The sequence below is a fragment of the Xaviernesmea oryzae genome (assembly GCF_900109605.1).
GTDB lineage: Bacteria > Pseudomonadota > Alphaproteobacteria > Rhizobiales > Rhizobiaceae > Xaviernesmea > Xaviernesmea oryzae.
The window spans coordinates 46633-60611 of sequence record NZ_FOAM01000015.1 but is presented as its reverse complement, the minus strand read 5'-3'; the positions used below and the strand labels follow the sequence as shown (position 1 = coordinate 60611).

Below are 13979 nucleotides of genomic sequence, written 5' to 3'. Positions count from 1 at the left end.
GCTGCGCCAGAGCCCCGAAGGCGCCATGCTTCCCGTCCGGCTCAGGCCTTGTTCAATGCCTCGGCCACCAACGCCTTCAGCTTGAGATCCGCCACCTCGGAAAAAGCGAGGTCTTCCCGGCCGAAATAGCTCTTGCGGTTGATGGCCGACCAGTCGTTGCAGGCAATGACGTAGCTCTGCTTTTCCGCCACCGGTGTCGGCGCGCTATAGAGGAAATCGCCGGTGCGGGTGGCCAGAGGAATGTCGCCGTCCTGGTTGCAACGTGCGAGAATGGCCGCCAGCGTGGCCGCGTCTACCTCTGCCTTCATGATCTTGCCATCGAAGCGCAGGTTGGCATTATAGTCATAGCGGCTGATCTCGCCCTTGGGCAGGCCCGTGCCAAAGGATGTATGGCCGATGAAGCCCAGATCCGCGCCGGCCTTGGCGGCGATGGCGGCGGCGGTGAAGCGGGCGGTCTCGCCCAGCGTGCGCGCGTGTTCGCACTGGGCAATGATGCTGCGGTCCTCCGGCGTCAGATGCCGGGCGAGAAGCGTCGTGATCACGCTCTTCAGGTCTGGTACGGCCGGGCCATCGCGGTCGACAGGCCGCTGTTCCAGCCGGGCGGCCTCTCCGGGCGCGGAGATCGTCGCTACCGTATAGAGTGAGGCCCAGGAGCCGGTATGGACATAGCGTGTCTTGCCGCTCTCCTGCACCAGGGTCAGATGGTCGTGACCGCCGACCATCAGCGTGCCGTCGGGCACAATCGGCAGGATGTCGCGGTCAGGCACCACACCTGCATGGCTGAGCACGATATTGACATCGCCCGCCTGCAGGAGCTTCGGCAGGTTTTGCCGCGCCCAGTCCACCGGCTGCGGCGCATCGATGAGCTCGCGCGTCGGCTTGGGATAGGTGCCCATGGCATTGGTGCCGAGCGCGGCGATGCGCAGCCGCAGGCCGCCGACTGACAGCGTCGCGGACGCGTCGGTATAGAGCTGACCCGTCCGCTTGTCCGTGATGTTGCTGAGCACGGTCACCCCGAGCGACCGGGCCTTCTCGACGAAATGCGCGAGGTCATTGTCGAGATCCGGCTCATGATTGCCGATGTTGAAGACCGTGGGCGCGAGTTTTGCGAGTGCGCCGAGAAACGCCCAATCCGCCTCGCCGCCGGAGCGTGCGGCCACCACATTGCCGATTTCGAAGAGGTCGCCGTTGAAGAGGATGACCTGCGGGCGGCTAGCCGCCGCGACATGCGTCTGCACGGCCTGCAGCAGTTCGGCCATGCGCTCATAGGCGGAATGCAGATCCGAGAGGATGATCAAATCGACGCCGGAGCCGGCGGCGTTCGATGCGCGCGCAAGGATCGGCAGAAGCGCAACGGACGACATCAGGCCCAGAAAGGCGCGGCGGTGAAGGAACATAGCAGGCATCCTCGGGCAATCATTGCTGTTTGACCGGCCCCGCCTATCAAGGCTTTGCTAAAACGATGTGACGCGAGGCGACAGCTAGGCCTCAGCCTCGCATGATCAGACGCCGGTGAACAGCCAGGCGTGTTCCTTGGCGTTGTTGAACTTCCAGATGCGCGAGGGGCCGGCCATCACATTGAGATAATAGAGATCATAGCCGTGAATGGCGGCAACGGGATGATAGCCCTTCGGCACCAGCGTCACGTCGCCATCTTCCACCGCCATGGTCTCGTCGAGCGAACGATCATCGGTATAGACGCGCTGCATGGCAAAGCCCTGAGCCGGATTCAGCCGGTGGTAATAGGTCTCCTCCAGGAAGCTTTCCTTAGGCAGATTGTCGGCATCGTGCTTGTGCGGCGGATAGGAGGAGGTATGGCCACCAGGCGTGATCACTTCCACCACCAGCAGCGACTGGGCGGCACCATCGTTCTCCGGCATGATGTTGGTGACGTAGCGCGTATTGGTCGCCTTGCCGCGCGTCATCTGCGGGTGCTGGCCTGGTGCGATCAGGCGAGGCGCGAAGCCTTCGCCGCCCGGCGCGGAGCAGACGGCGAGCTCAAGATCCGTGGTGGCTGTCACGGTCCAGTGGCTGACCTTGGGCGCATAGACGGCGAAAGGCGCGCCCTCGAACGGCGTCATCCGTTCGCCGATCTCGCCGAAAGCCTCCGTCTTGCCCTGATGCTCGACCGAAACCTCTGCCTTGCCGGCAACCAGAACAAGGCAGACCTCGCGGTCCGCCGTGTCGCCCGAGACCGTTTCGCCTGGTTTCAGCTTATGAAGAGCAAAGCCGACATAGGTCCACCCGGCGCTTTCCGGCGTGATCTCTTGGACGAGGCCGCTTTCGGCCTTTGGCTTGACGAGGAGGTTCGGCATAACAGGCTCCTGTTTGTCTGCGGTCGGTCGTCATGGCTCGAGACACGCCCCCTCACCCTGCCCTCTCCCCGCTGGGGAGAGGAGGCTTCTGCCACAAGCCGAAGCGTCATGGCAGGCAGTCGCAGCGTAGTCTCTTCTCCCCCATGGGGGACGATGCGGACAGGCGGACGAGGTACATGCCTGCCTACCGGAAAAGCACGTTTAGCCCCTGTCCAGCCCTGCCTCGCGGGCGAAGGCCTTCAGCGATTTCAGGCCGAGCGACTGGTATTCGAACGGGTTGCGTACCGCCGAATCCTGCTCGGCCTCGATCACCAGCCAACCCTGATAGCCATGCTCTGCGGCAATCTTCAGCACGGGCAGGAAATCGACGCCGCCTTCTTCATCGCCCGGCACGGTGAAGACGCCACGGCGCACGCCTTCGAGGAAGGACAGGCCCTGCTCCTCGACTTCGCGGCGCATGGCGGTGCGCACGTTCTTGGCATGGATATGGCGCACGCGGTCCATGTATTTGCGGGCGAGTTCCGCCGGTTCCGAGCCGCCGAACCAGGCATGGCCGGTGTCGAGCAAGAGCTTGGTCGCCGGGCCGGTCACCGCCATCAGCCGGTCGATCTCTTCGCCCGTCTGCACGATCGTGCCCATATGATGGTGATAGACGAGATCGATGCCCTGCTCGGCGCAATAGGCGGCGATGGCTTCGAGATCGGCGCCGAATTTCTCCCACTGGTCGTCGGGGAGAACCGGCTTGTCGGCGAGCGACTTGGAATCATTGCCGTGAATGGCATTGGAGGTCTCGCAGACGATGCAGACCTTGCAGCCATTGGCCTTGAGCAGGTCGAGATGCGGCTGGATCGACGTCTTCTCGGCCTCGACATCATGGGTCAGAAGATTGGTGGAGTGCCAGCCGGAGACGAAGACGAGATCATATTCGGCGAGCTTGGCCTTCAGCGCCTCAGGGTCGGTCGGCATCTTATGGCCCTTCTCGATGCCGTCGAAGCCGATCTTCTGGCAATCGGACAGGCAATCCTCAAGGGTCAGATGAGCGCCGATCGTCTGGTCGTCGTCATTGCTCCAGGCGATCGGGTTGGTTCCGTAGCGGATCATGGGTCGTCTCGTGAGGGAGGAGGTTGCGGGAGGAAAAAGGTCAGCCGAAGCGCTGGGCGGAGAGCGCCTTCTCATAGGCGGCGCGCGCGGCATTGACCGGCTCGCGCGCGGACACCTCGGGCACCGCCACATCCCACCAATGGCCGCCGGCCTCGGTGGTGATCAAGGGATCGGTGTCGATGACGATCACGGTGGTGCGGGTCTCGGTCTTGGTTTCGGCAAGCGCTGCTTCCAGCTCGGCGATGGAAGCGACCTTGCGGGCGACCGCCCCCATGGCAGCCGCATGGGCGGCGAAGTCGATGCCGGGCAGCTCGATATGGTGGCTGTCCTTCAGGAGATTGTTGAAGTTGGCGCCGCCGGTGGCCATCTGCAGCCGGTTGATGCAGCCATAGCCGGCATTGTCGAGCAGAACGATTGTCAGCTTGGCGCCGAGCATGATCGAGGAGGCGATCTCGGAATTCAGCATCATGTAGCTGCCGTCGCCGACCATGACGATCACGTCATCCTCCGGCTTGGCCAGCTTGACGCCAAGGCCGCCTGCCACCTCATATCCCATGGTCGAGAAGCCATATTCCATGTGATAGCCGCCGGGCTTTTCCGGCCGCCAGAGCTTGTGCAGCTCGCCCGGCAGGCCGCCGGCAGCGCAGACCAGCGTCGTCTGGCTGCCGCCGCGCGCGCGCAGCACCGCCCCAATCACTTGGGCATCGGAGGGAAGGGCCGCATTGGTCGGCGCGATCGCCTTGTCGGCAGCCTCGATCCAGCCGGCCTTCCCGTTGCGAGCCTTGTCGGTCCAGTCAACCGGCGCGCGATAGGCCCCTAGGCCGGCGCTCAGGAGCTCCAGCCCGACGCGGGCATCGGCCACCAACGGCAGGCCGGCGTGTTTTGCAGCGTCGAAAGGCTGGATATTGAGGCCGAGGATCTTCAGCCCTTCATTTTTGAACAGCGCCCAGGAGCCGGTGGTGAAATCCTGCAGCCGGGTTCCCACGGCCAGCACGAGATCCGCCTCTTCCGCCAGGGCATTGGACGCCGAGGTGCCGGTGACGCCGACCGAGCCCATGTTCAGCGCATGGTCATGCGGCAGGCTGGACTTGCCGGCCTGGGTCTCGACAACGGGAATGCCATGGGTTTCGGCAAAATCGCGCAGCGCCGCACTGGCTTCGGAATAGAGCACGCCGCCGCCGGCGATGATCACAGGCTTTTTTGCGGCCTGCAGCGCGGCGATGGCGCCGGCAAGCTCGTCTTCGTCAGGGCGCTGGCGGCGCAGCAGCCAGATCTTCTCCTCGAAGAAGCTCTCGGGATAGTCATAGGCCTCGGCCTGCACATCCTGGCAGAGCGCCAGCGTCACCGGGCCGCAATCGGCCGGATCGGTCAGCACCTGCATGGCGCGGCGCAGCGCCGGAATGATCTGCTCCGGCCGGGTGATCCGGTCGAAATAGCGCGAGACCGGGCGGAAGCAGTCATTGGCGGTGGCGGCGCCATCGCTGAAATCCTCGATCTGCTGCAGGACCGGGTCCGGCCGGCGATTGGCGAAGACATCGCCGGGCAGAAGCAGAACCGGAAGCCGGTTGACATGGGCCAGCGCCGCCGAGGTCACCATATTGAGGGCACCAGGGCCGATCGAGGTGGTGCAGGCCATGAAGCGGCGGCGGAAGCTCGCCTTGGCGAAGGCGATGGCGGCGTTCGCCATGCCCTGCTCGTTCTGGGCGCGGTACGTCGGCAATTCATCCTTGATGCCATAAAGCGCCTCGCCGACGCCGGCGACGTTTCCATGACCGAAAATGGCGAAGACCCCACCGAAGATCGGCACGGTCTCACCCTCGATCACGGTCTTCTGCCGGGTCAGGAAGCGCGCCACGGCCTGGGCCATCGTCAGGCGCACGGTGCCCCGGTCAATCGTCTGGCTCATCGCTGTCTCCTCCGGCGCGCGCACCCCGCGCCCGCCTCCTCCATGGTCTTCTTTTTCAGCGCCCCTTGGCGAGGCGCCGCATTCTCGTGGCCGCGCTTAAGCCGCCTGCGACTTGGCAAGGCCCAGCCAAAGGTCGACCAGCGCGCGGAAGCGGCCGGCCATGTCGGCCACGGCCTCCTCATCACCAATCTCGCCATCGAGCCAGGCGCGGCCGGCTTCCGCGAAGATCGTGCGGCCGACCGCGAAACCCTTGACCGTGCGGGCCGAGCGGGCAGCGGCAAAGCCATCCTTCAGCACTTCATAAGGCGCTTCGAGGCCGAGCAGCACGACGCCGCGGCAGAGCGGATCGCGGGTTTCGATCACCGTATCGATTGCGCTCCAGGCGGCGCGGCTTGCCTGCGGCTCCAGCTTCCACCAGTCGGGCTTGAGGCCGGCATCGTAATGCTCTTCCAGGGCGCAGGCGATGGTGCGGTCATCGAGAGGCCCGTGCTTGCCAGCAATGATCTCGATCAGGATTTCACGGCCAACCTTGCGCGCCGCCTCGTAGGCCGAGCGCAGCTTGGCGATCTGCGTGGCCTTCAGCTCGGCCGGATCGTCCGGGTGATAGAAACTCAACACCTTGATGCAGTGATCAATCGGCCAGTCGATCAGCCGGCTGCCGAGATCTTGGCTGAATTCGAACTGCAGCGGGCGCGAGCCCGGCAGCTCGATCGGCTTGCCGATCCAGAAATCCCTTTCCGCGCCGGCGGCAAACAGCGCCTCGCGGCCATATTTGTCGTCGATCAACATGCCGAAGCCGGGGCGGCCATTGGCGACGCTTTTTGCTGCCTTGACCGCGAGAACCTTGAAGGCGGGAATACGGGCAAGCTTTTCGGCGTTGCCGGCGGCCATATCCTCCAGCTGGACGCGATGGTCGATGGCCAGCGCCATCAGCTCGGGGATCTCCCGGCGCCGCGTGGTGGCCCAATGCACATGGTTGATCGCTTCGTCCTTGCGCAGCGCGCGCTCCTGGCTGCCCTTCTCCAGGAAATAGCTGAGCTCGATCCAGGTGGGGATCTCGGGTGCGCAGAGCAGGCGCGAGACGGCGAAGGCACCGCAAGCATTGGCCCAGGTGGCCGACGTCGCATGCGGCTCGCCCTTCAGCCAGCCCCGCAGGAAGCCGGACATAAAGGCATCGCCCGCGCCCAGAACGTTATAGACCTCGATCGGGAACCCCTTGCCGACGATGCCGTCCTCCAGATTGTCGGAGATCGGCCCATCATAGACGATGCAGCCCATCGGCCCGCGCTTCAAGACGATGGTGGCCGATGACAAGCCGCGTATGGTCTTCAGCGCCGAAAGAAGATCGCTCTCGCCTGAGGCGATCAGCACCTCTTCCTCGGTGCCGACGATCAGGTTGCAATCTGCCAGTACGGTCTTTAAGTGTGCGGAGACACGGTCGGAGGCGATATAGCGGTTGTCACCGGCATCATGGCCCGCAAGCCCCCAGAGGTTCGGCCGGTAATCGATATCGAAGACCACCTTGGCGCCGGCGTCCTTGGCGATGCGGATTGCCTTGCGCTGCGCGGCATCGGTGTTCGGTTTGGAAAAATGTGTGCCGCTGACCAGAACGGCGCCGGCAGAGGCAATGAAGGCCGGGTCGATATCGTCTTCGCACAGCGCGTTGTCGGCGCAATTGTCGCGGTAGAACAGCAGCGGGAAGGAATGTTCGTTTTCCACCGCGAGAATGGCGAGTGCTGTCAGTCGCTCGCGGTCGGTGACGATCCCGGCCGTCTCGACACCTTCGCGGGTCAGCTGCTCGATGATGAAGCGGCCCATCTGTTCGCCGCCCACGCGGGTCACCAGTGCGGATTTGAGCCCGAGGCGGGCCGTGCCGACGGCGATATTGGTGGGGCAGCCGCCAACGGATTTGGCAAAGCTGGCCACATCCTCCAGCCGCGTGCCAATCTGCTGGCCATAGAGATCCACCGAAGCACGGCCGATAGTGATCAGGTCCAGGCGCCTCTCGGCATTGACGGTCTTCTGGCTCATGGGCTTCCTTCCTCCCGAGACGCCGGGCCGGCTTTTTCTTCTGTCAGCCGGTCAGATCAAGCGTTCCATCTCGATGCCCATATGCAACATAAATTCTGTTCTCTCGTCAATATGGAATTTTCATTCCATCTGCTTCGGATCGAGCCGACGGCGCTTTTCCGCCACCGCCACCGTTAGCGCCATGGCAAAGGCCATGCTAGCAGATAGCGAGCGAAAGCCCGAATGATCGGCCTCGACGATTTCGAACCAGAGGCGCGAGCTTTCGCTCAAGGGCGAAAAGGCCGAATCGGTCAGGGAAACGACGGGCACATCGCGCGCGGCCAGCAGCCGCGCCTGATGCACCGTCTCCGGCGCATAGGGCGAGAAGCTGACGGCAAAAGCCGCATCGCGCGGGGTTGCCATGGACACCAGATCCTCATCGATCCCCGCAGCGGTGCCGACGATCTGACAGCGGATCTTCAGCTTGCCAAAAGCATAAGCCATATAGCTCGACAATGGATAGGAGCGACGCTTGGCGATCAGATAGACCGTCTCCGCCCTTGCGAGCAGATCGACGGCGGCCTCGAAACGTTCGGGATCGATGGAGGTTGCCACATTGTCCAGGGAGCGATGGGCGGCTGCGACGAAGCCGTTGAAGATCGCCCCGCTTTCCAATCGGCTGTGATCGTTCTCGCTGAGCGATTTCAGCCGGTCCTCATAGGCGGGGGTGCGCTCGCGCAGCCGCGCACGAAAGATCTGCTGCAGGCTGGAAAAGCCCTCGAAGCCGAAATGCTGGGCAAAACGCACCAGCGTGGAAGGCTGCACGTCGGCGCTGGTGGCAATGCTGGCGGCGGTGCCGAAAGCGATCTCGTCAGGCTGATCGAGCGCATAGGCCGCCACCTGTTTCAGCCGCTTTGGCAGGCTGGCTTTGCGCTCGAGAATCGCCGCCTTCAGCGCTTCGAAATCCTGCGGCACCTCGCCGGCTGCGTCGCCTTCAGACATCGGCGCGATCCGTCCTTCCATCTTTCTCCCACAGGCGCCGATACGCCCGCTCCATCAACCGATGAAATGCTTTGTGCACGCAAAGTCAATATGGAACGGCTGTTCGATAGGCGGTGTGTTGCACGGCGTTAAAGCAGCCGCTTTGCGCATCATCCGGGCCTCAGCGTCGGGGGTTCCCAGCCAGGCGCGAACAGGGAATGGCTGTTTCTTAACGAATTTTTACCTCTTCAGTCCGATCATCGCCGTAAACAGGGTTAATGAAGCGTCGCCACCGGGTGATTCGGCCCGCATCTTGCCTCCATTCAAGCCAACCGACCAATCGCAGGAGTCGTCGATCCATGTGCCGCTGGGCTGCCTATCGCGGAGAGCCTCTTTATCTGGAGGAGCTCGTCTCGTCCCCGGCGCATTCGCTTATCGCCCAGTCGCATTGCGCCACGCGGGCAACGACCGCCACCAATGGCGATGGCTTCGGCATTGCCTGGTATGGCGACCATCCCGAGCCCGGTCGTTATCGCGACATTCTGCCTGCCTGGTCGGATTGCAATCTGAAGAGTCTTGCGCGGCAGATCCGTTCGCCGCTTTTCCTCGCCCACGTCCGGGCGGCAACCGGCGGCGGCACCCGGCGCGACAATTGCCATCCCTTCGTGCACGGCCGCTGGTCCTTCATGCACAATGGCCAGATCGGCCATTTCGACGCGCTGCGCCGGCCGATGGAAGCCATGCTGGACGATGGGCTCTATGGAATGCGCCAGGGCACGACCGATAGCGAGCTGTTGTTTCTGATGGCGCTGCAGTTTGGCCTCGACCATGATCCGCTGGGCGCGATCGGCGAGACCATTGCCTTTGTCGAGCGGTTGGCCGGTCATCTGGGCGTGGACGTGCTGGTGCGCTTCACCGCCGCCTTTTCGGACGGACACACGCTCTATGCGGTTCGCTATGCCAGCGACTGGCGCGCGCCGACCCTCTATGCCGCACCCATGGGTCCGAGCGGCGGCTATTGCCTGGTCTCCGAACCGCTTGATGACGACCACAATGCTTGGGTCGAGATCCCGGATGGCACGGCGATCATCGTCGGTGAAAACGGGGTGGATGTGCGCCTGTTCTCCCCCGGAGAGCCGGCCGAACCGGCGCGGCGCCAGCGGATCTGAGCCTTACCAGCCAATCAGGCGTTTCCGACCATCAACAACACCACATAGCTCAAAACCGTGACGACAAGCCCGCGAAAGGCGAGGGTGACGAAGCGGTATTTGTCGCGCGCGATGCGCGAGAGCACGTCGGCATTGTCGAGATATTCGCGGAAGAGATAGCCGAGATCGCCGCGCTTGGCTGCCTCGGTAAAGCCCTGGCGATGGCTGTCCCAGGCGCCCCAGAACAGGGTGGTGGTCTTGGCGCTACGCCGTGGAAGAATGACGAAGATCGCGCAGATGATCGAAAACACCGAGGCCAAGGCCAGCGCGGCGGATGCGCAGATGTTGATCAGCACGGCCTCGCGGTAACGCTCGATGGTGAAGACGCCCCGCCCCTCGGTCGAGGAGATCAAAAAGGCGAGGATGAAGGTGAAAATATAGGCTGCCTTCTGGTCTGAGATCTTGATCTGGTCGTAAAATATTTCGTTCACCTTTTTTATGTGTTCAAAATATTTCCCGTCGCTGAAGGGCTCCTCATGCTCTTGAACCAGGCGCACGGGCTCACCGATCTCCGGCAAATCCATAGCAATACACCTCCCCCTCTACGACATACGGTATCAATAAAGCACAGACCTAATGTAAAACGCAGAGGCGTGACAGCCTCTACTTGACTTTTTTCTAGCGCACTTTCATCCCTTCTCCTTGTTCGAGGGGACGATCATGAAAACGAAGGTCGCAGCGGGTTTGGCGCTGCTTCTGGCAAGCGGCACCTGCATGGCGGAGCCGGTGGCACGCGGCGCTGAGAAAGCGGGCGCCGTCATCGCGCGCAAGACAGGCGAAGAAATCCGCTTCGTCGAAAAGGATGGGTGGCAGATCGTCGATCTTGCTCAGGATGTCGTCAATGGCGACGTGCTGCGCACGAACGCAAATGGACAGCTTGCTATTCTCTTTTCAGACCGCACGCAGATGCGCCTTGGCCGCAACAGCACCTTGGTGGTGCGAGACGTTAAGGGCGGTGGAGCGGATGCCGAGCTGATGCTGCAATCGGGCTCGCTCTGGGCACGGGCCGAGCGCGGCGGCGCCGGTTTGAAGGTGGAGACACCGGCGGCCACTGCCGCTATTCGCGGAACCGACTGGACATTGTCGGTCGATGCCGGCGGACGCACCTCATTGAACGTTCTGGACGGGCTGGTGGAACTGTCGAACGGCGCGGGCAGCGTTCAAGTCGCACGCGGCGAGGGTGCGGTGGCGGCGATCGGCCAGGCGCCGCGCAAGATCATTATCACCAATTCCGACGACCGCGAGCAGATGCTCTATTATCTCGGCCTGCGCGACAGCATGGAGATCCTGCCGGCCTCGCCTCTGCCGGGACCCGAGTTGCGGGCGCGCCATCATGTTTTGACGCTGAAGCCCGAGGCCGCGCGCACGGCGGCAGACTGGCTGGATCTGGCGGAAACGCGGCTTGCCATCGAGGGCCGGCGCTCGGCCGAGGCGGCCTTGACCAAAGCCGAGAACAAAGGCCTTCCACAGGCCATGCGCGCGCGTGCCGACTATGTCGCAGGCCTCATCGCCATTTCCGACGGCCGCTATGGCGAGGCGGCCGAAAAGCTGCGCCGAGCGCGCGGCCGACTCGACGCGCAGCGCCGCAGTCTGGCGGACTATGTCGCGTATTTCGCCCGCGCCCTGGCCGAGCCGGAGCGGGTGGAGCAGCCGCCGACAGGGGGAACAGGGCCGCAGGCGGTGGCGGCCGAGGCGCTGAGCATCGGCTTTCGCCAATCGATCCGCGACGCCATTGCCGTGCTCAAGCGGGGCGAGGCGCGCTATCCCGACGATGCGCTGCTGCCGGCCATGCGGGGTAAAATCGCTCTGGTGTTGAACGATCAGGCCCAGGCCGAGGAAGCGATCGCCAAGGCACTGGCCCGCGACCCCGACCAGCCGATCGCGCTCGAAGCACGAGCCGATCTCAAAGCGTCTCGCCATGGCGATCTCAAGGGTGCGGAAGCCGATCTGCGGCGCGCCATAGCCGCCTATCCCGGCGATTCCAACCTGCTGAATTCGCTTGCCCTGCTGCAATCGGCACAAGGGCTGGACAGGGCGGCGGCGGACACGCTGCGCCAAGCGATCGCGCTCGACCCGAAGAGCGCGAACTACCATGCCAACCTGGCCATATTCTATCTCGACCGCCGGCGCGTGAAAGACGCCCGGAAAGAGATCGACGCAGCGCTTGCCGCCGATCCCGGTCTCGATCTCATGCTGGTGGCGCGCGGCCGCTACCATCTGCAGACCGGAGAGAACGACAAGGCACTGGAGGACCTGCTGGCAGGCTCGGTTGCCAATCCCGCCTATGCCCAGGCCCAGTTGCTGCTGGCCATTGCCCATTATAGCCGGGGCGAGCGCATTGCCTATGAGCAGGCCATGGACAATGCCGAGCGGATCGACCCGAACGATCCCGCCATCGCCTCGGTGCGCACCGCCGTCGCCATCCAGGATTATGACAGCGACCAGGCCATCCGTCAGGCACAGACCTATCTGAAGCTGGAGCGCCAGCGCGGCGGTGACTTCGCAGCCCTCGGGGCCCAGCAGGAGTCCGGCAGCGTGCTGAAGGATGCTTTCGCCCTGCAGGGCCTGGGCGCCTGGGGCCAATATTACGGCGACGCCGTCTTCGATCCCTTTGCCGGCACCGCCTATCTCGACCAGAGCGTGCGCGGCAGCGCCGATCCCTTCGTCAACGCGCTTCTGCCCGGCGGCAACGCAATCGATCCGGTCAGCGAGACGCTCGGCTATTCCGGCCTGCTGCAAGGCCTGCTTCTCGACCCGCAAATGTTATCGGCCAGTGCGCTCAAGCGCACGCTGGTGCCCACGCCGTTCCTCGAGGCAGAGCTTGGCATCGGCGTGAACGACACGGATTCCGAGACGAAGTGGGTCAAGACGGGGCAGATCCAGGGCTATTCCAACCTGCCCTTTCCGATCAGCTTCTCCGGTGATCTCTCCTGGGAGGATCAAGGCGAACAGCGCATCGATGCGGATCGGCTTAACCGCTTGGATCTCGCCTCTAGGATCACACAGGCCAACGGCTTCATCACCGCCTCACCGACGGATGACGACCGCCTGATCGCGCTTTTCCAGACAAGCAAGTCGAGTACGGACAACGGGTCGCGCAGCCTGTATAATATTCCGGCCGGGCTGGTCGCCGCTATTCCAAACCTAGCAACCCTTGCTTCAGACGACTCGACGCAGAAGCTGACCACGGCGACACTTGGCTGGAGCCATAGCTTTAGCGACCGCAATATTCTAAACGCCGCTCTGTTTTACGATGAGAGCAATGGCAGCAGTGACCGCAACGACCTTATCGTGACCAATCAGATCGGGGTTCTCACGCGCGGCATCAACCAGAACACCAGCCGAAGCTACATGGCTTCGCTTGGCCATATCGACGGCATGGGCGACCTGACGCTGCGAACGGGCGTCGAAGGCGGCTTTTTCGATCTCGACGCCAGCACCCGGACGATCGTCGAATTCATCGTGCCTGACGCGCAGGGCCAACCGGTCTTCGTACCCGGCACGGATGAAACGGTTGGCGTCTCGTCCCGCGTCACCGCCGGCCTCGTCTATGTCGATGGGCTCTTTGAGATCACGCCGCATCTGAAGCTGGAAGCGGGCCTCTTCGGCCGGCTCTATCAGGGCGGCCCGGTCGATGTGCAGAGGCTGGAGCCACGCGTCGGCGTTGCCTGGGAGCCGGTGGATGGGCAATGGCTGCGGGCCGGCTATCTGCGCGAGGGTTTTCTCTCGACCTCCTCGACGCTCTCCCCGCTCGGCATCGTCGCGCTGCAATCGAACATGGTGCCGCTGGCGATCGAAGGCTACAAGGACACGCTGGCTTTTCGCTGGGACAGCGAATGGAGCGACCGGCTGTTTACCGCCGTCGACGTCCAGCATCAGGAAGCCCGCCAGCTTTCGATCAACGACCCCTTCCTGCTGCCGGGCGCCAGCCTGCTCTCGGGCGATATCGCCAAGGGGTCGATCGATCGCGCGGCGGTCACCGCCAATTATTTGATCGGTCACGGCTTCGGCCTCTCGGCCACCTATGCGCGGCTGCATTCGCGCGATGAGGATGCGGCCAGCGCCACCTTCGGGATGGGGCTGCCCTATGTGGCTGAAGAGGCCGGACAGGTGGCCCTCACTTTCGTCAATCCCATCGGCATCTCGACCACGCTTGCGGCCAATTACACCGGCACGCGGCGCTCGCGCGACGGCGGCGAGCTCGATGGCTATTGGACCCTCGATGCCGGCCTGACATACGAGACGCCCGACAAGCATCTGAACCTTACCGTGACGGCCTATAATCTGCTGGACGAAGATTTCGACGTGGCGACGCGGGTGCCTGGCTGGGGCCGCAGCGTCAAGGCGCTCTTGAAGGTGCGGTTTTGAGGATCGGGGCCATGATGCATCCTACAAGACAGCTCCCGGGCGTCGGTTCGATTTCACCAAAGTATCGGAGTGAAAGCCCCATTCAGTCGG

At 63.5% G+C, this 13979-nt stretch carries 9 protein-coding genes; 2 read left to right on the top strand and 7 right to left on the bottom strand.

The features are described 5' to 3' along the window. Window positions 1–41 precede the first annotated feature (41 nt). The 6 genes from BMX61_RS17880 to BMX61_RS17855 form a co-directional block, all read right to left on the bottom strand. On the bottom strand, window positions 42–1397 hold the full coding sequence (locus tag BMX61_RS17880; RefSeq protein ID WP_083639215.1) for a metallophosphoesterase: 1356 nt from the start codon (window positions 1395–1397) through the stop codon (window positions 42–44). Window positions 1398–1502: 105 nt separating this feature from the next. Then, window positions 1503–2315 carry a 5-deoxy-glucuronate isomerase gene (gene iolB, locus BMX61_RS17875; protein ID WP_075625747.1) on the bottom strand — a complete coding sequence of 271 codons (813 nt, stop codon included), beginning with the start codon at window positions 2313–2315 and terminating at the stop codon, window positions 1503–1505. 201 nt (window positions 2316–2516) lie between these two features. Next, window positions 2517–3416, bottom strand: coding sequence for a myo-inosose-2 dehydratase (iolE, locus tag BMX61_RS17870; RefSeq protein WP_075625746.1), 900 nt, complete (start codon window positions 3414–3416; stop codon window positions 2517–2519). A gap of 40 nt (window positions 3417–3456) precedes the next feature. Further along, complete coding sequence (gene iolD / locus BMX61_RS17865; RefSeq protein WP_075625810.1) at window positions 3457–5310, bottom strand: 3D-(3,5/4)-trihydroxycyclohexane-1,2-dione acylhydrolase (decyclizing); 1854 nt, start codon at window positions 5308–5310, stop codon at window positions 3457–3459. Between the two features lie 108 nt (window positions 5311–5418). Then, window positions 5419–7353 carry a bifunctional 5-dehydro-2-deoxygluconokinase/5-dehydro-2-deoxyphosphogluconate aldolase gene (locus tag BMX61_RS17860; RefSeq protein ID WP_075625745.1) on the bottom strand — a complete coding sequence of 645 codons (1935 nt, stop codon included), beginning with the start codon at window positions 7351–7353 and terminating at the stop codon, window positions 5419–5421. Between the two features lie 120 nt (window positions 7354–7473). Beyond that, the gene (locus BMX61_RS17855) at window positions 7474–8334 is read right to left on the bottom strand and encodes a MurR/RpiR family transcriptional regulator (RefSeq protein WP_075625744.1); all 861 of its coding nucleotides are present in this window, start codon (window positions 8332–8334) and stop codon (window positions 7474–7476) included. Window positions 8335–8672: 338 nt separating this feature from the next. Between BMX61_RS17855 and BMX61_RS17850 the strand changes: the two genes are divergently transcribed. Next, window positions 8673–9482, top strand: a complete 810-nt coding sequence (locus BMX61_RS17850) for a class II glutamine amidotransferase (protein WP_075625743.1) — start codon at window positions 8673–8675, stop codon at window positions 9480–9482. Window positions 9483–9496: 14 nt separating this feature from the next. Here BMX61_RS17850 and BMX61_RS17845 read toward each other — a convergent pair whose 3' ends face one another. Continuing rightward, window positions 9497–10045 carry a Pycsar system effector family protein gene (locus BMX61_RS17845; RefSeq protein WP_234794729.1) on the bottom strand — a complete coding sequence of 183 codons (549 nt, stop codon included), beginning with the start codon at window positions 10043–10045 and terminating at the stop codon, window positions 9497–9499. 136 nt (window positions 10046–10181) lie between these two features. On the opposite strand from BMX61_RS17845, the gene BMX61_RS17840 reads away from it, so the two are divergent. Continuing rightward, on the top strand, window positions 10182–13889 hold the full coding sequence (locus tag BMX61_RS17840; RefSeq protein WP_075625742.1) for a FecR domain-containing protein: 3708 nt from the start codon (window positions 10182–10184) through the stop codon (window positions 13887–13889). Window positions 13890–13979 lie beyond the last annotated feature (90 nt).

Bases quoted from the DNA above. Each gene is read 5' to 3' on its own strand.
- BMX61_RS17880 (WP_083639215.1), bottom strand. From the start codon at position 1,397: ATGTTCCTTCACCGCCGCGCCTTTCTGGGCCTGATGTCGTCCGTTGCG.
- iolB (WP_075625747.1), bottom strand. From the start codon at position 2,315: ATGCCGAACCTCCTCGTCAAGCCAAAGGCCGAAAGCGGCCTCGTCCAA.
- iolE (WP_075625746.1), bottom strand. From the start codon at position 3,416: ATGATCCGCTACGGAACCAACCCGATCGCCTGGAGCAATGACGACGAC.
- BMX61_RS17860 (WP_075625745.1), bottom strand. From the start codon at position 7,353: ATGAGCCAGAAGACCGTCAATGCCGAGAGGCGCCTGGACCTGATCACT.
- BMX61_RS17855 (WP_075625744.1), bottom strand. From the start codon at position 8,334: ATGTCTGAAGGCGACGCAGCCGGCGAGGTGCCGCAGGATTTCGAAGCG.
- BMX61_RS17850 (WP_075625743.1), top strand. From the start codon at position 8,673: ATGTGCCGCTGGGCTGCCTATCGCGGAGAGCCTCTTTATCTGGAGGAG.
- BMX61_RS17845 (WP_234794729.1), bottom strand. From the start codon at position 10,045: ATGGATTTGCCGGAGATCGGTGAGCCCGTGCGCCTGGTTCAAGAGCAT.
- BMX61_RS17840 (WP_075625742.1), top strand. From the start codon at position 10,182: ATGAAAACGAAGGTCGCAGCGGGTTTGGCGCTGCTTCTGGCAAGCGGC.